This is a genomic window from Citrobacter sp. wls826, assembly GCF_005281245.1.
GTDB lineage: Bacteria > Pseudomonadota > Gammaproteobacteria > Enterobacterales > Enterobacteriaceae > Citrobacter > Citrobacter braakii.
The window spans coordinates 309695-330281 of record NZ_SZWS01000054.1 but is presented as its reverse complement, the minus strand read 5'-3'; the positions used below and the strand labels follow the sequence as shown (position 1 = coordinate 330281).

The following is a 20587-nucleotide window of genomic DNA, read 5'->3' as shown; positions in this document are numbered from 1 at the left end:
GTGTATCAAGGAGCGGTGATGTATTACGGATTTGACATCGGCGGGACCAAAATTGCGCTTGGCGTGTTTGATAAGCAACGTCGTTTGCAATGGGAAACTCGCGTCCCTACGCCTCGCGACAGCTATGACGCTTTCCTTGATGCGGTCTGCAATCTGGTGACGGAAGCGGACCAGCGGTTCGGCGTTAAAGGTTCGGTAGGTATCGGCATTCCTGGCATGCCGGAAACGGAAGACGGCACGCTGTATGCGGCCAACGTTCCTGCTGCCAGTGGTAAGCCGCTCCGCGCCGATCTCAGCGCTCGCCTTGACCGCGATGTGCGTCTGGATAACGATGCTAACTGTTTTGCCCTCTCCGAAGCCTGGGATGACGAGTTCACCCAATATCCGCTCGTGATGGGGTTGATCCTCGGCACCGGTGTTGGCGGCGGTCTGGTGCTTAACGGGAAATCCATCACCGGACGCAGCTATATCACCGGCGAGTTTGGTCATATCCGTTTGCCAGTCGATGCGCTGACGTTGATGGGCTTTGATTTCCCATTGCGCCGCTGCGGGTGCGGTCAACTGGGATGCATCGAAAGCTATCTTTCCGGCGGTGGATTTGCGTGGTTGTATCAGCATTACTACCATCAATCGCTGGATGCCCGTGAAATTATCGCGCTGTGGGAGCAGGGTGATGAACAAGCACGTGCCCATGTTGAACGCTATCTGGATTTGCTGGCGGTGTGCCTTGGGAATATCCTGACTATCGTCGATCCTGATTTGGTGGTGATTGGCGGAGGCTTGTCGAATTTTACCGCTATTACGACGCAACTGGCGGACCGACTGCCACGTCATCTGCTGCCGGTTGCCCGGGTGCCGCGTATTGAGCAGGCGCGGCACGGTGATGCGGGCGGGATGCGCGGAGCCGCTTTCCTACATCTTACCGATTAATACAAAGAGGTTGTTATGCTGTCGCGCCGGGGTCATCGGTTAAGCCGCTTTCGTAAAAATAAACGCCATATGCGCGATCGCCTGCGTCAACGAATCTTTTTCAGAGACAGAGTGGTGCCTGAATTGATGGAAAAACCAAGAGTGCTGGTACTGACGGGAGCGGGAATCTCCGCTGAGTCAGGAATTCGAACCTTTCGCGCGGCGGATGGTCTCTGGGAAGAACATCGGGTAGAGGACGTTGCGACTCCGGAAGGATTTAGTCGTAATCCGCAACTGGTCCAGTCGTTTTATAACGCCCGTCGTCATCAGTTGCAACAATCAGAAATCCAGCCTAACGCGGCGCATATCGCGCTGGCAAAACTCGAAGCCGAGCTGGGCGACCGTTTTTTACTGGTGACGCAGAATATTGATAACCTGCATGAACGTGCGGGCAGCCAGAACGTAATCCATATGCACGGCGAACTGCTCAAGGTTCGCTGTTCGCAAAGCGGGCAGATTCTGGAGTGGACTGGCGATGTGACTGCGGAAGATAAATGCCATTGTTGCCAGTTTCCGGCGCCGCTGCGCCCGCACGTGGTGTGGTTTGGTGAAATGCCGCTGGGCATGGATGAAATTTATATGGCACTGGCAATGGCCGATGTGTTCATTGCGATTGGTACATCGGGCCATGTATACCCGGCAGCGGGGTTTGTGCATGAAGCTAGACTACACGGGGCGCATACGGTAGAGCTAAATCTCGAACCGAGCCAGGTAGGAAGCGAGTTTGAAGAGAAGTATTACGGTCCGGCAAGCCAGGTGGTGCCTGAGTTTGTTGAGAAATTATTGAAAGGACTGTGATTTTTATGCCCGATACGCGCAGCGCCATCGGGCATTCCTTACAACGCTGAATTAACGTCCTGCTTTCAGCTTCTGATAATACTCTTCATAGATAGCGCTGGCGGAACCGACATCATTCTGCCATTCCCCTTTGTTGATGGTTTCTGCATCAGGGTAGAGGGTTTTATCGTTCGCGACTTCAGGGCTTAACAGCTTATGTGCTGCCAGGTTTGGCGTCGGATAACCGATGGTTTCCGCGACTTCTTTCGCCACGTCCGGGCGCAGCAGGAAGTTAATCAGCTTCAGCGCACCTTCTTTATTTTTTGCGTTTGCTGGAATAGACAGGCTATCCATCCAGAAAATCCCACCTTCTTTCGGCCATACCACTTCCAGCGGTGTACCTGCCTGACGCGCCACATACGCGGAGCCGTTCCACACCATCCCCAGATTGACTTCGCCTTCCATATACGGGTTGGCCGGGTTGTCAGAGTTAAATGCCGCGACGTTAGGCATCAGCTTCTTCAATTCGTTATAGGCGGCTTCAATCTCTTTAGGATCGGTGGTATTGCCGGAGTATCCCAGCTTGCGCAGCGCCATCTGGAACACTTCACGCGCATCATCCGTTAACAGCAGGCTACCTTTGTACTCCGGTTTCCACAGATCGGCCCAGCTGGTTACTGTTTTCGGGTCGATGGCATCGCTATTGATGCCAATGGCCGTCGCACCCCAGATATACGGGATAGAGTAGTCATTGTTGGGGTCGAATGGCTTGTTGAGCATTTCCGGATCGAGGTTGTGGAAGTTGGTCAACGTCGACTTGTCGATCTTCTGGATCATGCCTTCTTTGCGCATTTTATCGACGTAATAGGTGGACGGAACCACCAGATCGTATGCGCCGTCTTTATAGGTTTTGAGCTTGGCGTACATGGTTTCGTTCGACTCGTAGGTCGAATAGATAACCTTAATGCCGGTCTCTTTGGTGAACTGCTCCAGCAGTCCAGGCGGGACATATTCGGTCCAGTTATAGAAATAGAGCGTGTTGTTGTCATTAGCGTGAGCGGCGCTCATGCCCAGTGCCAGAGCACCCGCCGCGAGCAGGTGGCGTGACCATTTTTTCATCATTTAACGTCCCCTGAATTAAGGGCCTTAGCGGCCCTTGGTTTTATCACGTGCAATAAGCTGGCTGGCAATCACCATAACCAGCGACAGAACCAACAAAATGGTCGCCAGCGCGTTCACCTCTGGTGATACGCCGACTTTTACCATTGAGTAGATTTTTAACGGCAAAATTTCATAACCAGGCCCGGTAACGAAGGACGACACGACGACATCATCCATCGACAACGTAAAGCTCAGCAACCAGCCGGCAGCCACTGCAGGCATTGCCAAAGGCAGTATAATCTTGCGCAGAATAGTCACTTCACTGGCGCCGAGATCTTTGGCGGCTTCAAGCATTCGTACATCAAAACCTTTCAGACGTGAGTAAACCGTCACCACCACAAAAGGTAGACAAAAAGTGATATGCGAGAACAGCAGTGACCAGAAACCCAGTTGAATGCCGATCAGCATAAACAGCACCAGCAAAGAAATCGCCATTACGATATCCGGCGACATCATCACCACGAACAGCATGCCGCTGACAAACGGTTTACCGCGAAAACGGTAGCGGTACAGTGCAACCGCTGTGAGTGAGCCGATCAGCGTGGCAAACGTGGCGGATAGCACCGCCATCGTCAGCGAGTGTTGCGCTGCCTGTAGCAGGCTGTCGTTGTTCATCAGCAGGCCGTACCATTTGGTGGTAAAACCTTGCCAGTTGATGCCAAAGCGCGAGCTGTTAAAGGAGTTCACAATCAAAATAATGATTGGAATATACAGATACGCGTAGATGGCGGTCATAAAACCGCCTCTGAGCAGCCGACCGATCATTCGCGTTTCACCTTCTTGTTCAGAAGGCGCGATGTTTTCAGAGTATTGAAAATAATCAACTTTTTCTCTTCTCCAAAATCTCTCCAAAACTTCCCGCCAAAACAGATAGCCAAAAAGAAGCAGCTATCACTAAGGCCGCGAATTTTACAACAATTTTTAGGATGATCGGGAAAAAAAGGCCATTTAAATGACCAGCTTTACTCATTGCTGACTGCGAGTGGCGGTATAGCAATCGGTTCAGGGAACAATTAGCGCACGCTACCGCTGTAGTGGTAAAGGGGAGGTACTTGACTGCAAAGCCACGAAAGAGCATGGCGTCCCAGTGTTTGAAACCTGTGAACGCTGCAGGGAGCATGCTTAACGAAGGGTAACGAAATTGACGGGAATAGTGGTTTTTTGGATATCAATTTCCTGGCCCGGTGGTAACAAAAAACAGAAAACACCAGAACGGCGTTTTACGCTATCTACAGCGTAAATTTCTTGAATCACCCTGTTTTACGACACAAGAATTTACCTTTAATGACACCGTCAAAGAAACGGCCTTTAGATTGCACCGTGAGAAAAGAGTTATAGATGCTTTCAGGAACGCCCACATACTGGAAAGTTGAAGAATTTACGAACCCAATCTCCAGTATCTTTTCTAATGGGTAGTAACCAATAAATTTTATTTTTGATGAAATCATTGCCTGTCGTTGCATTTTTTCTCCTTCAAATTTTTTAATTTTCCTTCTCTGATAATACACTGATATGAAACAAAAGGAGCATAGTTTTGTAAATGTTATGGCTGTTTCAGAATTTACTGGTTGGATGAAATGATTTTCTTTGTTGCTTTAATTTCCTCAGTTGTGAAAAATAGCACGAAAATTCGTTGCTGGATTTTTACGGATTGAAATGGGATTTCCTTTAAGTGACTGATAAATATATTTTATTTTATTTTTCGTTATCCAGGGGACGACCGGCTGTATGTTATTGCGGGTGAACAGAACTCTTTGATTATGCTGTCTCAGTTTCCATTTCTAAGATTTTGCGAAAAATTAAATGAAAAAATAACTTGCTATTGTTTGTGGGGTGTGTGATTAATGAGGGGTTGGTTAGGTACACAGACCCATTAAAGCGGTTTAGTAAAGCAGTTCTCATCTCAAGCGTTATCCACAGATAATCCTTTCTTTTGAGCCTTCTTATCGTTACTAATTAGATTGTGTGCGAAGCCCTTTTCGCCGTAAGGCTACATAGAATTTAAGGAATTACCTGTGTCTAATAAAATGACTGGTTTAGTAAAATGGTTTAACGAGTCTAAAGGTTTTGGTTTTATTACCCCTGACAATGGTAGTAAAGATGTGTTTGTACACTTCTCTGCTATTCAGAGTGGTGGCTTTAAAACGCTGAATGAAGGTCAAAAAGTTGAGTTCAGCATTACTGCTGGTGCAAAAGGGCCGTCAGCTGAAAACGTTGTAGCTGCCTGATATTTTTCCTGATGTAAACTAATATACGATAGCGAAGACGGTGAATGCCTGAGTAGATATATTAGTTTTTCAGAAACTCAACATCTGTCGACATAAAGCTGAACAGATGTTTGAGTCTAATCATTGGGTAGGACAGTTGAAATGATTATTTTATGAATGTCATTTGTTGTTTTACCTCTGTAGTTTTTCTTGCACGCTTAAGTGCATTCGTAAAAGCTAACAACATCCCAAAAATCGCTGGTGCTATAATATAAAGAAAATTATATTATTTTAGATTCCTCATGTGAACTGATAAGAAATATTTATTTTTTATTGCTTTTAATAGTGAGTTGTAACCTGATACTGAAAACCAAGAGAAATTATTAGTTAAATAGATCTTTTGGATATCACTGCGGTAGTGAGTGTTGTAGCAAATAAAGGCTAACATCATGACCGACCATATTTATTTTAAGTGCCCTTGTTGTCATGGGTCACAGTACAGAACTTCCCATTTTGATGTGACTGAGAAAAATCCCTTTGGTGCAAAGTGTATTTTTTGTAAATCATCAATGATCACACCTGATAACTATGCGCCATATACTTCCAGTAAATCAAATGAACAGGTGTTGCGAAAGTAACATTTGGCTCTGACCTTCCAGTTAAGGCGGCAAGATTCATTATCATTGCCAGGCACTGGTTTAAGTCCAACAAGGGCCGTCAGTCAGCTACTACCTCATCGAATTGAGCGGGCGACTTTTGAACTTGCAGGAGACGAGGGTTTGATCCTCTATGGTTACACCATGAATAAAAACCTCGTTCTAACGGGGTTTTGTCATTTCAGGGTTATCCGTGCAGCATACAAGTAAGTTGGGCAAAGAATTGTATTTTTTGTTTTGCTATTAACATCATGTCTGATGTGTAACGGTATTACTAATAACCATATAAAGGGCAACGCATTGAGAATCATACAAAACCATATTATGGCCCAGGAAATTGGTGAAACAGTTATCCAGCTACTTGAAAATGGCAAAAGGGTTACGACAGGGAATATCATTGATTTGCTCGAACGGAAAAGTCATGCCTTGCACGGTCAAGAGGCCGATGAGATAAGAGAAATATTGATATTTATCAGGAAAAAATCTGTTCTGTAAACGTGTTATAAATCACGTACGGTGCTCACGGATTATGGTTTCTCAATCAAAGACCTACTGAGAGGCATCCAGCCTGGTAGTGCAAAACTCTTCTTTTCTGGCCACACAATAAAATAGGCCTTTTTCATTACTAAAAGATAGGTTGTGATATCTGGACGGTGTGAGGCAATAATGATTACATATTTGTCGATTGACAGTGAAATTAATTATTTTCTGTAAGCACTTTTGTGATTAGGGTTGATAGTGCTTCAAGTTGGATAGCAAGTTGAATGCTCAACCAGACATATCCGTGAACGGCGCTTTCAATGATTTCCTCGCCCTCATTGGCGAGCAAAAGACAATGCAACTCTTTAGTAATTTCGAGAAGATGCTCGCTATTCGATGCTATCGGCGTTGGGTTTCCTTCATGCAAGGCATGTGCGAGGGTGTTGAGGGTGCTTCGGGTCATTTGTTCCATATCTGACAGCGTGTGAGTATTCAATATGAGAAATCGACTGCCACGAGATGCCCAGTGGGCATTTATCTGAAATTTTTGCGCCGCTATCATATCGCGGGTTATCGATTGAATATCTTCAAGTAGACTCTTCGCAATCTTTGTTTCTTTATTTACTGGTGTAATAAGGCTGCGCATTTTTACTACATTATTCAGCGCTCGCGTTTGAAGTTTGGCCATTCTCGGGGGCGCAAGAACGTTTCGGGATACTCCCGCAGTTGTTATTTTTAGATAATCAGAAAGAAAGTCAGCAAGTTGTATACGCCAGTTAATGAATGCTCTTTGGGGATAAATGCTGGTAAACAACATCGCCAGAATGCATCCTATAATAATGTTGGTGCTTCGCCACAATGCTGTTTGTAAGTCTCCTGCAGGAGCGCTGCTGACAACCGCCAGCGTGATACCAATCAATAATGCGGCATAGGGACGTTTACTCATGGCCAGAAAACCACAAAGGAAAGCTGCGCATCCACACCACAGCATCATCATAGTGAGAGAGTACATTTCAATGTGTAATGCGATGATCCCCAAAATCGCACCCCCTACAGTTCCCGCCATACGTTCAAGTGCCCTGGGTATCACATTGCCCATGTAACTAATTGGTCCCATGACCACAACCAGTGTAATCAGGGGCCAGGAGTGGTCTGGTAAATTCAACATTCTTATCAGTAAGAAAGTTATAACAAATGCTAAAGCAATACGGATCCCATGAACTACGCGATAGTTGCGGTAAATCTTAAGTTCTAAAGGACTTATCGGTTTATTCCGTTCAATGGAAAAAATATTGTTTTTCATTGGTTAAAATCTTTAACATAGACAGAATTATAAAGAATGTTCAGATATACACTGAAAAAATAAACTCGTCTTACTTTTTTAACTTATAAAAAAGGAGGGCGATGCCTGATATAGGTTATTGTTAATCAATTGCTAATGCAGTAGCGAAAGAAGACGTAATTTTTAATACCCACATTATCTTTGGATTTGCCATTATGGTGGTAAGCGGTTCTACACATCTTGAGTGGCCCCTGACTTAAATTCAACATGTTGACTTTGACAGATATTAAAAAGTTGTGGACTTCCAAAATACTGGTTAGCATGTTTAAAACGTTTTCTTTTACAGGTTGTTATAAGTCTAATCAAAACAGGTCAGATGGTTTCTGTGCACGGCTTTATATCAGCAACGGTATCATTATATTTATAACATATGCACTTTGATGAGCTAAGGCCCGGACCAAAGCTCATGAGATATAAGTTCTGGCTACATTAGATGGAAGCAGTACACAACCTATTCATGTGTTATCGAAAAGCAACTACGTAAACAGAAAGTGCAAGTGCGAGAAATATCCAGTATTGAGAATGGTAATGGAAAAGTTTGAGCATAAATATCCTCCACAGATTCGGTTCCTAATTAATGGCAGATTTAAATGTCAACAACAAACAAAAAAGCATGGGCATTGATTGTTTGATTGTTTCATATTGTTTCAGTGATGCGCTATGACGGTGCGTTTGCACCAACAATAGGATTTTTGCATTGTTATGGTGAGCTTAGTGTCAGCCGGGCATTAAGACGCGAACAATCTACTGATAAATATAACCCAGGCAGCCATATGCGGCTTTTTCTATCCTGTCTGTTACTCTTTGCCAGCCGCACACCGATACCACAAATCTTACCCGCCGCCTGAATGCCGCAAAGCACACCGGAAATCTTGCCGTTCCTGCCAAAAGCAAAACAGCCGGAGCTGACGTTGTAATCCTCTCTGACATGCTCGGAAATTTCGTGGTAGACGCTAAATATTATGCTGAGATGGAGGAAATACGACTCTTCCGTGAGTCAAAATCCCTGAAAACTTAGGGTGATAGATAAAGGTCTTAAGCAGCATGACATAATTTTCGATTTAAGCTATTTAAATTCATTTTTATGATAAGAATCATGTGCGATTTCCCTATAAAACTAAATCTTGCTATATTTGGTTAATCATGCGTTAATGAATTCTTGGTTTGTAACGAATTTATCTAAAGCAGTCGCTGTAATAATTTTATTTCTTGTTCCTGTTGAGACTTCCTTGCTGGCTTTTCTCTCTGATAGTTTTTCGGACCATTCTGCCCAAGGGCTTACTCAAGAAAGGTAATAATTATGTCTAATAAAATGACTGGCTTAGTTAAATGGTTCAATCCTGAAAAAGGTTTTGGGTTTATCACCCCTAAAGATGGCAGTAATGATGTGTTTGTACACTTTTCTGCTATCCAGAGTAACGATTTCAAGACGCTGAATGAGAATCAGGAAGTTGAGTTTAGTGTTGAACAGGGACCTAAAGGCCCCTCAGCAGTTAATGTCGTGGCTGTATAAGGTAACTGTTATTACACATCATATTCACTTCAGATGCCCGTGTTGCCACGGATCTCAGTACAGAACGTCGAGCTTTGATGTTACTGAAAAAAATCCTTTCGGAGCAAAATGTATTTTTTGCAAATCGGTAATGATTACATTTGACAATGTTGCGCTATACATTCGTTCTGGTCAGACTTCGTTAGATTTTAGAAAATAAAGTTCAGGTTCCTTATGGAGCCTTTTTTGTATGCTAAACCGTTCATCTTTGTACGAACCATCACGGTATCATTATGAAAAAAGTAATCGTTTTTTTTAACTCAGAACCGGCAGTTGTTGTATCCGTAATGAAGGGAATTACTTCGATAATGCGTGAGTTTCCCAATGGGGAAAAAGCACACCTGTCCGTGATGTCAGCAGGATTTCCATCTCTGACAGGAGACCATAAAATAGTTTATGTTGCCTCTGATCGCGATGTCAGTTCCGAAGAGATTCTCGAGGCAGCATCGAAGCTTTTGAAGTGACATCTGATTGTTTCTTTACCGACCGAGATAGTAGTCCAGTGGTTTGCAGGTTTTTTGCGCTTTTCTTGTATGAAGATTGCACTGCAACCTCTTGATTATTGAGTCTTTCCATTCTATCTTTTAAACATGTCAGCGCTGTTATAAGTGCTCCACGGGGAATGTTACATACTTGGCGTTGATACGTTAGAGATCAAGAGAGGTAAATAATGAACGTCGAAGAGTTAAAAACAAAAACTGAAGCGGATATTTCTGAATTCATTACAAAAAAAATTGTTGAACTCAAAAAAAAGACAGGAAAAGAAGTTTCCGACATCCAGTTTACTGCTCGTGAAAAAATGACTGGGCTTGAAAGCTATGATATTAAAATTACATTGATCTAATTGTTAAAAGACCCAGCTTGAATGAAAAGCATTATCTTAAAAGGTAATGCTTTTTTATTGCTGTCAAAAAATTTGGATGTTGTCAAAACCTTCATTTTTAACCATAGAGACAAGGCCTGACTTTTTAATGGGGGCCTTTCCGATGCCAGTCCGCGCTATCGGGCTACTGCTGGCTCAGGGCAGGGAATGCACTTGTCGAATATTTCGTGGTCAGTGGGTATCACATTGAGGGGAGTGGGATGACGTAGTAGCCTGCGAATGGGTTAATTATCATTTCGGTCGGGATTGTTAGATAACCCAACTCCTACTTTTACCGCAGCAAACAACATAATGCACAGAGCGGTAATGACGGTAAATACCAATGAAAGGCTGGTAATCATAAATTTTCTTCATTTCAGATGGATTTGATTATTAGACTAAGGCATAAAGGAAAAGTTCAGGGTAAATATCATAGTATTTCCCGGAAAAATATCGAAGCGGGTCATTGTATACCAGAGCGGACTGCAGGGAGCCGTATCGAAGAGTGGCGGAGCAACGGTCTCAACGGCCCCTGTGGCTGCAAATATCTATCTTGGCAAACGTTTTCATCTACCCTGTGATATCCCCCTTTTGGATAAAAAATAGGAAGATAAATTAAATGGTTAAATTTTATCCAAACGTGGTACAGTGAATCTCATTCATCGAAAGGGTAATCATCATGTCTCTCATCGATTACGCAATGAAGTACCTCGGCGGCGTATCGACGACTACTGTCATCTGCCCGGCCTGCGGCTTACGTTCATCCCAATCTATTTCTAAAATTCGCCTTAAGCAGACAATGCTGTGCCCTGGCTGTAAAACACTGTTTGTTTCACCACGATAACCCTGACACTTAGTTGCACCTAAACCCGGTGTTCTATACTTAAGTCAAATCCCGGCAGCTGTTAAATCCCTGATGCCTTACGCCCATCCTGAGAGAACGTTTCTGAACTGATTTCGCAACTGCTCCTGCATGCTAACTCTGCATCAGAGCAATGCTATGAAAATGAACCCCAGGGCGTGGTTTAACCGCTCCCATATTCCGATGAATGCTACCGAAAGCGTAACGTTTTCGGCGAACGATCCTGCCGGTGAAAGCACGCTGCAGTCAGAACTCTTTTCGACCGCCCAGATGGAACGCTACGGTCAGAAGCTCGCACGGACCCATAAATTATCGCCGGATAAACATCCTTATTATCTTCTAAAAAGACTCGGCGAGAATGAGGCCATCATTACCCAAAGCTGTTATGAGCTTAACGCGGGTAAAAAGACCAGCATCATGCCTGCCGGGGAGTGGTTGCTGGACAATTATTATCTGATTGAGGAACAAATCCGCACTGTCCGCCAGCACTTGCCGAAAAGCTTTGGTAAAGGTCTCCCGTCGCTGATGTCGCCGCTGAATTGCCCACGAATTTACAATATTGCATCAGAGGCCATTGCTCACGGTGACGGGCGCTGGGATGCCGCCAGCCTGACCAGCTATCTCACCGCCTATCAACAGGTGACCCCGCTGACATTAGGTGAAGTCTGGGCGTTACCGGGAATGCTGCGCCTGGCGCTGATTGAAAATCTTCGTCGTATCAGTATCGAAGTGATCAAAGCGCAGCAGGACAGAACGCTGGCTGATATGTGGATAACAAAGATTTTCGGATGTGCAGAGAATGCCCCTGGCGATTTAATCATGGTGGTTGCCGATATGGCACGCTCCCGACCTACGTTAACCAGTGCGTTTGTCGCAGAGCTGGTGCGGCGTCTGCAGGGGCATGGCAATGCGCTGTCGTTACCTCTGACCTGGGTTGATCAGTGCCTTCGGGAACAGGGGATCACCACCGACGTTCTCATACATAATTTCAATCAACAGCTTGCCGCCAGCCAGCTATCTGTCAGTAACAGCATCGCGGGTCTGCGATTACTGAGTGAAACGGATTGGGCTGATTTCGCCGAAACGATAAGTGTCGTCGAACAGGCATTACGTAATGATCCTGCCGGTATCTATCCTCGGATGCACTTCAATACCCGGGATCATTATCGGCACGTTGTTGAGGTACTGGCCAGAGACAGTGGTCTCAGCGAGCCTGAAGTTGCTGACAGGGTGCTGACGCTTTCAGGAAACAGTGCTCCCGATACACTGGAACATCATGTTGGTTATTATCTCGCAGGCGAAGGTCGGCAGGCGCTGGAAATTCATCTGTTAGCAGACACCTCAAGGCTCATGCGCTTGCGGCACAGTTTCAACAGAATAACCCTGCTGTCATGGCTTGGAAGCCTGGCGTTGTTGACAACCGCAACGACCGCAGCGATTTTGCACGAAACAGCCATGCAGGGCGCAGACTGGCTGTTGATCGCGGTGATATTCCCTCTGATTATCGCTGTAACTCAGTTAATGAGCGATTTACTCAGTGACGCCACCACCCGTTTTCGCGTTCCTCGCCCCTTGCCGCGGATGGATTTCTCAACCGGCATTCCCCCTGACAGCGCCACCCTGTTAGTCATCCCCTGCATGCTGACCAGCCACGCAAGTTTCAGCCAACTCCTCACCAGCCTTGAAGTCTGCTGGCTGGGGAATGAAAACGAAAATCTCAGGTTTGCGCTGCTCACTGATTTCGCTGATTCTGCAAATGAACCCTCGCCGGAAAGCCAGATGCTGCTCAGACAGGCGATCGCCGATACGCAGGCGCTGAATCGCCGCTATCCCTCCAGCCGCCCACGTTTTTACCTGCTACACCGCCAGCCTGAATGGAACCCCGCGGAAGGAACGTGGATGGGCTATGAACGCAAGCGGGGAAAACTGGCGTTACTGAACAGCTGGTTGCGCCATCCGGGGACACAATTCGTCAGCGTTGCAGACATGCCTGCTAACCTTTTACCGGGCCACATTAAATACGTCATTACCCTGGACAGTGATACGGTGCTGCCGCGCGATACGGCGCACAAACTGGTCGCGACGATGGCGCATCCGCTGAATACGCCAGAGTATGATCCGGTACGCCAGAGGGTTATCAAAGGATTTGGCATTTTACAACCCGGCCTTGCGGAGGAGATACCACGCAACGGTCAGGGACGTTACGCCGCCATGCGCAGCAGCATACCGGGCAATAATCCCTATTCGATGATGTCTTCGGATATCTATCAGGATCTTTTTGGGGAAGGATCGTTCGTGGGCAAAGGGATTTACGATGTTGACATTTTTATGCAGGCCACTGCCAACACCTGCCCGGAAAATCTGGTTCTCAGCCATGATCTACTCGAAGGATGCTATGCACGTTCGGGTCTGCTGAGTGAGGTGTTACTCTATGAACAGTACCCGAATAATTATCTGTCGGATGTTGCACGCCGTTCACGCTGGATCCGGGGTGACTGGCAACTGCTTAACTGGCTGAAACCACGTGTCAGAAGAGCCGATGGAACCCGGACCAGGAATCCGCTGACCGCGCTTTCTTACTGGAAATTACTCGATAATCTGCGTCGCAGTCTGGTCGCCCCCTCATTACTGGTATTGCTGTTCTTCACCCTGCTCGGGGTACCTAATCCGGTTTACTGGCTGGGCGTACTGTCGCTGATATGGCTGTTGCCAACCATCCTCTGCATCACCCATGACCTGCTGCATAAACCTCTGCGTCGCCGCCTGAAGCCGCATCTGTTACTGGTAGGGGCGGGCGCGCTGAAGCGTTTGTCAGGTATCGGCCTTAATTTTGCGATACTGCCGCACGAAGCCGGATATTCGCTAAAAGCGATCGCCGTGACGTTATGGCGATTGGGGATCAGCAGGCGTCACCTCAGCCAGTGGGTCAGCCACAGCCTGGACAGCAATCAGGCCGGACCCACTGTCGCGCGTTTTTATCAGGCGATGTGGCTGAATGTTGCATGTGGTGTGATGCTGATAATACTGACCGGACAATTTGCTCCACAACTGCTGGGGATTGCGTTGCCGATCGGTTTGTTATGGTGTGTGGCACCGCTGCTGATGAGCTGGCTGAGTCGTCAGCCTGCGCGTAAGGTGTTTTCGCCCAATCCGGAACAAAAACAGCTGTTGCGCCAGACAAGCCGTGAAATCTGGGCGTTTTTTGAAACCTTTGCCACAGAAAAAGAGAACTGGCTTCCGCCTGATAATTACCAGGAAATACCGCAGCCGACGGTGGCCCATCGAACTTCTCCTACCAATATTGGCCTTTCCCTCATGGCTAACCTGACGGCATGGGACTTTGGCTACCTGCCCGGCGGGGAAGTGCTCCGGCGCGTGTCGCTCACGCTCGACACAATGGATAAAATGGAGCACTACCGGGGCCATCTCTACAACTGGTATGACACTCGTACGCTGGCCCCCCTCAGCCCACGCTATATCTCAAGCGTCGACAGCGGCAACATGGCAGGGCATTTGTTGACGCTGCGTGCAGGGCTGTCCGCCATGCGTCATCAGCCAGTTTTAAATCGCCAACAGATACTGGCAGGACTGAACGATACGCTGGATATTCTGGAAAAACAGTGGGGTCAGAACCCGCCTGACAGCTTGCGGTTGCTGCGAAAACACTGCCTGAGCGCGGTGTCGCTCTCTCCGCAGACATTTCTCAGCGAGCTGAAAAATATGCGCACCCAGTGCAATCACCTGAATACGCTATGCCATCAGGGATCTCCTCTTCAGATGCGTTGGGCAGGACATCTGGAGCATCAACTGGTTCAGCTTTGCCATGAGTGGTCGCTGCTGCTTGGCTGGTTACCTGACTCCTGGAACGAACAGACGCTGCCGACTTTGTGCGAGCTTGCCCGCGCAACATTTACTGGTGTAGGAACCCCCCCGGCGTCAGCGACGGAGCAGGCCCGGATGCGACTCAATATTATCACTGAACTTGAACAACGGCTGGATGAGCATGCCCGGATGGATTTCGCCTTTCTGTACAGCGAAGCAACCAGTCTGCTCAGTGTTGGCTATAACTGTGACACGAATATGCCTGACAAGAGCCACTACGATCTTCTACCGTCTGAAATCCGCCTGACCAGCTTTCTTGCCATTGCCACTAATCAGCTACCACTTAAAAGCTGGTACGCGTTGGGACGACTGTTCACTACCATTGACAATGAAACAGCCCTGATGTCATGGAGCGGGTCAATGTTTGAATACCTGATGCCGAATCTGGTAATGCCCACCTGGCCTGGCAGCCTGCTCGATGAAATGAGTCAGTCGGCGGTAATGCGCCAGATTCATTGGGGGAAAGAACGCGGAGTACCGTGGGGCGTTTCAGAGTCTGGTTATCATGCTTTTGATGTTCAGCATAATTATCAATATCAGGCATTTGGTGTGCCGGGTCTCGGCCTGCGCAGGGGGCTTGCTGATGACATGGTTGTCGCCCCTTACGCCACACTGCTGGCGTTGATGGTCTCCCCACAGAAAGCCTGTGAGAACCTGATCAGGCTGCAAAAAAATGGCGCACATGGTGAATACGGTTTTTATGAAGCGCTGGACTATACTCCCTCTCGCCTCGCAACCGGTCAGCTCTATGCGGTGGTTCAGTCCTGGATGGCGCATCACCAGGGCATGGCATTTCAGGCGCTGGCTCATGTGCTACTTGACGCCCCGATGACTGAACGCTTCATGTCCAGTACGGTCTTCCGCTCAGCGAGCCTGCTGTTACAGGAACGCGTGCCGGATGCAGTTGATCTGTACAGTCCGCGCCGTCATTTTGAATCTCATGAGGGCAGGGTCAAACCCGTTCGCTATGAACCCCGTATTTTCTATGGCGTGGACACGCCGGCCCCGGATATTCAACTGCTGTCCAACAACCATTATCATCTGATGTTGACCACGGGCGGCGGCGGCTACAGTCGCTGGAATAATATTGCGCTCACGCGCTGGCGCAGTGATACCACCCGCGATAACTGGGGAGCATTCTGCTATATCCGCGATATACAGACGGGGAATGTGTCGAGCAATACCTGGCAACCGACAGCCCACACCAGCGGGCATGACGAGGAAGTGATATTCACCGATGCGAGTGCTGAATTCAGACGCACTTTCGATGGGCTCAGCGTCAAAACTCAGGTTGTGATCTCCCCGGAGGATGATATTGAGTTGCGACGACTCACACTGATTCATCGTGGTCGCCAGCCCCGCTCTCTGGAACTGACAACCTATGCCGAAGTAGTACTGGCACCTGAAGCCAGCGATCTGGCACACCCGGCATTTAGCAATCTGTTTATTCAGACGGAACTGGATCCTGAGCGTGACGCTATTCTTTGCCACCGGCGCCCGCGTTCTCCGGGTGAAGCGAGTCCCTGCCTGTTTCACATGATGGTGGTGCATGGCGATAACCGTCATAACGTTTCGTTTGAAACAGACAGGGCAAAATTTCTTGGTCGTGGCAGAAACCCTGCGGATGCCCAGGCAATAAAGGCAGGCGGGGCGCTCAGCAACACGTCGGGGTCAGTGCTGGATCCGATCCTGGCAATACGCCACACCATCACTCTGCAGCCGGGGCAGCCGGTCACGATTGATATCATTTATGGCATCAGCGAGACCCGCCAGCAGAGCCTGGCGTTGCTGGAAAAATACCGCGATTACCCTATCGCTGATCGCGTCTTTGAACTGGCCTGGTCTCACAGTCTGGTGGTATTACGCCAGATGAACGCCAGTGAAGATGATGCCACTTTGTTTAATCGTCTTGCCAGCGCGGTGCTTTACCCTGTCCAGGAGCTGCGTGCCGAAGGCCAGGCGATCAGCCGCAACCGGCGTGGTCAGTCCGGTCTGTGGGGCTGGGCAATTTCAGGCGATCTGCCGATAGTGCTGCTCAGTATTACCAGCGAGGAAAGTATTGCCTCAGTGACCACACTGATTCAGGCACACCGTTACTGGAGACAGAAAGGGCTGGATGTTGATTTGGTTATCCTGAATAACAGCCCCGGCGGCTACCAGCAGGGCTTACAAAATCAGATTATGGACTTAATTTATGCCGGATCTGAAGCCAGCCTGCTGGACAAAACGGGCGGTATTTTTGTTCGTAATGGCGAGCATCTCTCTGCTGAGGATAAGTTGCTTTTGATGAGCGTGGCCTGTCTTTATCTTGATGACCGCACAGGCAGTATCAATGAGCAGCTTAATCAGCGTACTCACACCCTTAAACCTCAGGCCAGAGCACTCATTCCACGAGCTGTGCGCGAGCGTAATCAACATACGGACTGGAGCCCCGATATCAGTCAGTTATGCCATTTCAATGGGTACGGTGGATTTTCTCAGGATGGTCGGGAATATCAGATTGTCCTGCGCGAAGATGCGCAGACACCGGCTCCCTGGTCAAACGTACTGGCAAATGCCCGTTTTGGCACTGTGATTTCAGAGGCGGGACAGGCCTACTCCTGGTATGAGAATGCACATGAATACCGGTTGACACCGTGGGAGAACGATCCGGTGAGCGATCGCAGCGGCGAGGCGTTTTATCTGCGCGATGAAGAGAGCGGTGAGTGTTGGTCACCGACGGCTTTACCTGTTCGCGGACATGGTGATTACCTGACCCGTCATGGTTTCGGTTACAGTGTGTTTGCCCATCGAGAGAATGGTATAGACAGCGAGCTGACGGTCCTGGTTGCCGAAGAGGCGCCGGTTAAGCTAGCGCTCCTGACGCTCAGTAACTCTTCGGGTCGGACACGCAAACTTTCCGTCACCGGCTATGTGGAGTGGACGCTCGGAGGAACACGAACTCGCTCAGCCCCTCACATTGTGACACATGCGGCCAGACCGCCTGGCGGCTGCGGAGTGCTGGCGAACAACTTTTATGGCGATAACGGTAGCGGTCGTACTGCCTTTTTTGCCGTCAGCGGTAATGACTGTTCGTTGACCGGGGACCGCCGGGAGTTTATCGGTCGTAATGGTTCTCTGCACGCCCCGTCGGTCATGAAGCTACGCAGGCTTTCTGGTAAAACGGGCGCCGGTCTGGATCCCTGCGGGGCAGTACAATCGGCGGTAACATTAATTGATGGCGATCAGAGGACGTTTATTTTTATCCTCGGCGCAGAGGAGAATCATATTCGAGCTCAGGAGACGCTTGCCCGTTATATGAATGAGGAGACGGTCCGCCAGGAGCTGAACCGGGTTCATAACCACTGGCACAATGTGCTCGATAAAATTGTGGTTAACACCCCCGACACATCGGTAAATTTACTGGTGAATGGCTGGCTATTGTACCAGACGGTAGCCTGTCGCCTGATGGCTCGCAGCGGTTACTACCAGTCCGGCGGCGCATTTGGTTTTCGCGATCAACTGCAGGATACGCTGGCGCTGAGTCATGCTGATCCGAACCGGATGAGAGAACAGATAATCCTGTGTGCATCACGGCAATTTATTGAGGGTGATGTACAGCACTGGTGGCACCCGCCACACGGCAACGGGGTGCGCACCCGCTGTTCCGATGACTATCTGTGGCTTCCGCTTGCCGTTTGCCACTATGTTGAAACGACGGGGGATATGGATGTACTGGAAACACGTATTCCTTATCTGGAGGGACGTCCGCTTCAGCCTGGTGAAGAGTCTGCCTATGATACGCCGGTGATCAGCGGTACCGAAGAGACACTCTGGTTACACTGCGTCAAAGCCATTAAGTATGGACAACAGTTCGGGGAGCATGGTCTGCCGCTGATGGGGGCGGGTGACTGGAATGACGGCATGAACCGGGTGGGGATCGAAGGCAAGGGTGAAAGCGTCTGGCTGGGCTTCTTCCTGTTCGACATTTTGCAGCGGTTTGCGGCGCTGGCTGATCGCAGGCTGGATGAAAGTGTCGCCTCAATGTGCCGTTCACAGGCTGTGCGCCTGCAAAGTAATCTCGAAGCCCACGCCTGGGATGGGGAATGGTACCGGCGTGGATATTTTGACGATGGTACTCCCCTGGGGTCGAAAGCCTCACAGGACTGCCGGATTGATGCGATTGCCCAGAGCTGGTCAGTATTGTCCGGGGCCGCTAGCCCGGGACGGTGCGCAAAGGCCATGCAGGCGCTGGACAAACACCTTGTGGATAGCGAGGGGGGACTGATAAAACTATTAACGCCGCCTTTCGATGGGCACGGTCCAAATCCGGGTTACATACAGGGCTACCTGCCTGGTGTGCGGGAAAACGGAGGGCAGTATACACATGGCGCTATCTGGGCTGTAATGGCATTTGCCCGAATGGGGAATGCCGAACGTGCCTGGCAACTCTGGTCCATGCTCAGCCCGATAAATCATACTCTGAATGTGAACTCAGTCGGGATCTATAAAGCCGAGCCTTATGTCATGAGCGCTGATGTCTACAGCGTCGCTCCCCATATCGGACGTGCCGGATGGAGCTGGTATACCGGTTCATCAGGCTGGGCCTGGCGTTTACTTACCGAGGAATTACTGGGGATAAAACGTTCCGGTGCTGACCTGACGGTTCATGCCCGGTTGCCGGATGGGTGGCCGTCTTTTTCTATGACTTATCAATATGGCGAAAGCCATTATCAGATTAGTGTCTCACGCGGCGATGCAGAATATCGCGTTACACTGGATGGTGCTCTCCTCCCTGATGACAGAATACCGCTGCGGGATGATGGACAAAACCATACGGTTGAGATTATTCAGAACTGACACTGAGTCCAGACGCGCATTAACGTCTGCCGTTAATGCGCTGATTATCCCTGAGAACCTCAATCGCTGTCTGCATGGCGATTTTGTCATCTCGTTTTTTTTGCTTGTCCTGCATGACCTGAAGGTATTCCAGCAAAGTTCGGGTATTAATAGGTCGGCCCTGTTTTCCCACTGCCAGCACGGCTTCGCCAAGAATAATTTTCACTGGTGGCAACTGGGCCGGGTACCAGTCAAGGGGGTCTTCTGATTTCATGATAAATTTCTCACGGAAGGGTATTATATCATAAATCAGACGTTTAATTTTCAATATCTGATATCCTGATTTAATCATAAATTAACATAACTTAAGCCAGTTATTTTTATATTAAGGCGTATAATAATTACTGTGTTCCTCAGAGAATTATTTATGTCTTATACAAAAGGACTCAGGCACTTTAAAGAAAGACCGGTGCATGTTGCCTGCCCGGTATGCGCATACAGAGCCGATCAGAAAGCAGGTAAACTAAGAAAAGATGCGGTTCTGGAGTGCCCTGCCTGCGGGCTGTTGTTCAGACCATCAGAATGCTGGTGTATCGGCGGCTGATCGGCTTCTGCCACCTAACGTGAGTGATGTTGGGAAATGACAATATTGCTCCTGTACTGCAGTTTGAGAGGATATGATGATGAAATCTAAAAAATCTATTTTTATTGAAGGACATATCCTTTCGAACAGTTGTCATGGGCAGGTTGGTCAATCTTTCTGTATCCACAGGGCCAGGTTTAATAATGGTAAATATGCGATTATCCGGGAAGCATCAGGAATATGTTTCAAGCCTGGCGAAATTATTCAACGAAACGATTGCGAGTGGTTTTATAACCTTACCAAAATTCGCCTTCTCTCATTTGAGTACCTTGAAGATGATGAATCCAGAAGACAATTTCTTGAATATCGATAATAAATTCATGCTTATCATGACGGCATATTTTTGCGGGTTTACAATTCCTTTCTGATTTTACAA

General features: G+C 48.2%; 18 protein-coding genes and 1 pseudogene. 13 read left to right on the top strand and 6 right to left on the bottom strand.

Features of this window, described 5'->3' with window-relative positions; all coding sequences use genetic code 11:
- The first annotated feature begins 18 nt into the window (after positions 1-18).
- Together nagK and cobB are read left to right on the top strand one after the other, a co-directional pair.
- Positions 19-930 carry an N-acetylglucosamine kinase gene (nagK, locus tag FDW87_RS15745; protein ID WP_016152684.1) on the top strand — a complete coding sequence of 304 codons (912 nt, stop codon included), beginning with the start codon at positions 19-21 and terminating at the stop codon, positions 928-930.
- 15 nt (positions 931-945) lie between these two features.
- Positions 946-1767, top strand: a complete 822-nt coding sequence (gene cobB, locus FDW87_RS15740) for a Sir2 family NAD+-dependent deacetylase (RefSeq protein ID WP_016152685.1) — start codon at positions 946-948, stop codon at positions 1765-1767.
- Positions 1768-1818: 51 nt separating this feature from the next.
- Here cobB and potD read toward each other — a convergent pair whose 3' ends face one another.
- Positions 1819-2865, bottom strand: coding sequence for a spermidine/putrescine ABC transporter substrate-binding protein PotD (gene potD / locus FDW87_RS15735; RefSeq protein ID WP_137379941.1), 1047 nt, complete (start codon positions 2863-2865; stop codon positions 1819-1821).
- Between the two features lie 27 nt (positions 2866-2892).
- Positions 2893-3672, bottom strand: coding sequence for a spermidine/putrescine ABC transporter permease PotC (potC, locus tag FDW87_RS15730; protein ID WP_003030794.1), 780 nt, complete (start codon positions 3670-3672; stop codon positions 2893-2895).
- 238 nt (positions 3673-3910) lie between these two features.
- On the opposite strand from potC, the pseudogene FDW87_RS15725 reads away from it, so the two are divergent.
- Positions 3911-4018: pseudogene (locus tag FDW87_RS15725) on the top strand (antitermination protein); the annotation flags it as partial.
- Between the two features lie 139 nt (positions 4019-4157).
- Here FDW87_RS15725 and FDW87_RS15720 read toward each other — a convergent pair.
- Positions 4158-4370 (bottom strand): KTSC domain-containing protein, encoded by a 213-nt coding sequence (locus FDW87_RS15720; protein WP_016152687.1) that lies wholly within the window; start codon positions 4368-4370, stop codon positions 4158-4160.
- A gap of 552 nt (positions 4371-4922) precedes the next feature.
- On the opposite strand from FDW87_RS15720, the gene cspA reads away from it, so the two are divergent.
- The 3 genes from cspA to FDW87_RS15705 all read left to right on the top strand — a co-directional run bounded on the left by cspA (position 4923) and on the right by FDW87_RS15705 (position 6265).
- Entirely contained in the window at positions 4923-5135 is a 213-nt protein-coding gene (gene cspA / locus FDW87_RS15715) for an RNA chaperone/antiterminator CspA (protein ID WP_005127641.1), read from the top strand.
- A gap of 428 nt (positions 5136-5563) precedes the next feature.
- Entirely contained in the window at positions 5564-5752 is a 189-nt protein-coding gene (locus FDW87_RS15710) for a cold-shock protein (RefSeq protein ID WP_071600303.1), read from the top strand.
- A gap of 342 nt (positions 5753-6094) precedes the next feature.
- Positions 6095-6265: a hypothetical protein gene (locus tag FDW87_RS15705; protein WP_223949811.1), complete on the top strand. Its 171-nt coding sequence runs from the start codon at positions 6095-6097 to the stop codon at positions 6263-6265.
- A 202-nt stretch (positions 6266-6467) separates the two neighbouring features.
- Here FDW87_RS15705 and FDW87_RS15700 read toward each other — a convergent pair whose 3' ends face one another.
- Entirely contained in the window at positions 6468-7553 is a 1086-nt protein-coding gene (locus tag FDW87_RS15700; RefSeq protein ID WP_137379922.1) for an FUSC family protein, read from the bottom strand.
- 1339 nt (positions 7554-8892) lie between these two features.
- Here FDW87_RS15700 and FDW87_RS15695 point away from each other — a divergent pair.
- From FDW87_RS15695 to FDW87_RS15680, 4 genes are all read left to right on the top strand, one after another.
- Positions 8893-9105: a cold shock domain-containing protein gene (locus tag FDW87_RS15695; RefSeq protein ID WP_137379921.1), complete on the top strand. Its 213-nt coding sequence runs from the start codon at positions 8893-8895 to the stop codon at positions 9103-9105.
- Positions 9106-9115: 10 nt separating this feature from the next.
- Positions 9116-9304 (top strand): cold-shock protein, encoded by a 189-nt coding sequence (locus FDW87_RS15690; protein ID WP_103766489.1) that lies wholly within the window; start codon positions 9116-9118, stop codon positions 9302-9304.
- Between the two features lie 73 nt (positions 9305-9377).
- Positions 9378-9608 carry a hypothetical protein gene (locus tag FDW87_RS15685; RefSeq protein ID WP_019076503.1) on the top strand — a complete coding sequence of 77 codons (231 nt, stop codon included), beginning with the start codon at positions 9378-9380 and terminating at the stop codon, positions 9606-9608.
- Between the two features lie 206 nt (positions 9609-9814).
- Positions 9815-9988 (top strand): GnsA/GnsB family addiction module toxin, encoded by a 174-nt coding sequence (locus FDW87_RS15680; RefSeq protein WP_016152691.1) that lies wholly within the window; start codon positions 9815-9817, stop codon positions 9986-9988.
- Between the two features lie 263 nt (positions 9989-10251).
- Here the strand turns inward: FDW87_RS15680 and FDW87_RS23315 are convergent, their stop codons facing one another.
- Positions 10252-10368, bottom strand: coding sequence for a YnaM/YnfT family protein (locus FDW87_RS23315; protein ID WP_350185928.1), 117 nt, complete (start codon positions 10366-10368; stop codon positions 10252-10254).
- A 317-nt stretch (positions 10369-10685) separates the two neighbouring features.
- On the opposite strand from FDW87_RS23315, the gene FDW87_RS21250 reads away from it, so the two are divergent.
- Both FDW87_RS21250 and FDW87_RS15675 read left to right on the top strand, forming a co-directional pair.
- On the top strand, positions 10686-10850 hold the full coding sequence (locus FDW87_RS21250; RefSeq protein WP_175299807.1) for a YnfU family zinc-binding protein: 165 nt from the start codon (positions 10686-10688) through the stop codon (positions 10848-10850).
- 156 nt (positions 10851-11006) lie between these two features.
- Positions 11007-19589, top strand: coding sequence for a GH36-type glycosyl hydrolase domain-containing protein (locus tag FDW87_RS15675; RefSeq protein ID WP_137379920.1), 8583 nt, complete (start codon positions 11007-11009; stop codon positions 19587-19589).
- A gap of 19 nt (positions 19590-19608) precedes the next feature.
- Here FDW87_RS15675 and FDW87_RS15670 read toward each other — a convergent pair whose 3' ends face one another.
- The gene (locus FDW87_RS15670) at positions 19609-19842 is read right to left on the bottom strand and encodes a hypothetical protein (RefSeq protein WP_137379940.1); all 234 of its coding nucleotides are present in this window, start codon (positions 19840-19842) and stop codon (positions 19609-19611) included.
- Positions 19843-19995: 153 nt separating this feature from the next.
- Here FDW87_RS15670 and FDW87_RS21245 point away from each other — a divergent pair, with 153 nt between their 5' ends.
- A complete protein-coding gene (locus FDW87_RS21245; RefSeq protein WP_213083733.1) occupies positions 19996-20172 on the top strand; it encodes a YnfU family zinc-binding protein in 177 nt (58 codons plus the stop codon).
- Positions 20173-20587: the final 415 nt, after the last annotated feature.

What these genes read in the sequence shown, in the direction of transcription:
- FDW87_RS15685 (WP_019076503.1), top strand. Translation starts at nt 9,378, where the DNA reads ATGAAAAAAGTAATCGTTTTTTTTAACTCAGAACCGGCAGTTGTTGTA.
- FDW87_RS23315 (WP_350185928.1), bottom strand. Translation starts at nt 10,368, where the DNA reads ATGATTACCAGCCTTTCATTGGTATTTACCGTCATTACCGCTCTGTGC.
- FDW87_RS15670 (WP_137379940.1), bottom strand. Translation starts at nt 19,842, where the DNA reads ATGAAATCAGAAGACCCCCTTGACTGGTACCCGGCCCAGTTGCCACCA.
- FDW87_RS15710 (WP_071600303.1), top strand. Translation starts at nt 5,564, where the DNA reads ATGACCGACCATATTTATTTTAAGTGCCCTTGTTGTCATGGGTCACAG.
- cobB (WP_016152685.1), top strand. Translation starts at nt 946, where the DNA reads ATGCTGTCGCGCCGGGGTCATCGGTTAAGCCGCTTTCGTAAAAATAAA.
- FDW87_RS15705 (WP_223949811.1), top strand. Translation starts at nt 6,095, where the DNA reads ATGGCCCAGGAAATTGGTGAAACAGTTATCCAGCTACTTGAAAATGGC.
- FDW87_RS15675 (WP_137379920.1), top strand. Translation starts at nt 11,007, where the DNA reads ATGAAAATGAACCCCAGGGCGTGGTTTAACCGCTCCCATATTCCGATG.
- potC (WP_003030794.1), bottom strand. Translation starts at nt 3,672, where the DNA reads ATGATCGGTCGGCTGCTCAGAGGCGGTTTTATGACCGCCATCTACGCG.
- FDW87_RS21250 (WP_175299807.1), top strand. Translation starts at nt 10,686, where the DNA reads ATGTCTCTCATCGATTACGCAATGAAGTACCTCGGCGGCGTATCGACG.
- FDW87_RS15680 (WP_016152691.1), top strand. Translation starts at nt 9,815, where the DNA reads ATGAACGTCGAAGAGTTAAAAACAAAAACTGAAGCGGATATTTCTGAA.
- potD (WP_137379941.1), bottom strand. Translation starts at nt 2,865, where the DNA reads ATGAAAAAATGGTCACGCCACCTGCTCGCGGCGGGTGCTCTGGCACTG.
- nagK (WP_016152684.1), top strand. Translation starts at nt 19, where the DNA reads ATGTATTACGGATTTGACATCGGCGGGACCAAAATTGCGCTTGGCGTG.
- FDW87_RS15695 (WP_137379921.1), top strand. Translation starts at nt 8,893, where the DNA reads ATGTCTAATAAAATGACTGGCTTAGTTAAATGGTTCAATCCTGAAAAA.
- FDW87_RS15700 (WP_137379922.1), bottom strand. Translation starts at nt 7,553, where the DNA reads ATGAAAAACAATATTTTTTCCATTGAACGGAATAAACCGATAAGTCCT.
- FDW87_RS21245 (WP_213083733.1), top strand. Translation starts at nt 19,996, where the DNA reads ATGTCTTATACAAAAGGACTCAGGCACTTTAAAGAAAGACCGGTGCAT.
- FDW87_RS15720 (WP_016152687.1), bottom strand. Translation starts at nt 4,370, where the DNA reads ATGCAACGACAGGCAATGATTTCATCAAAAATAAAATTTATTGGTTAC.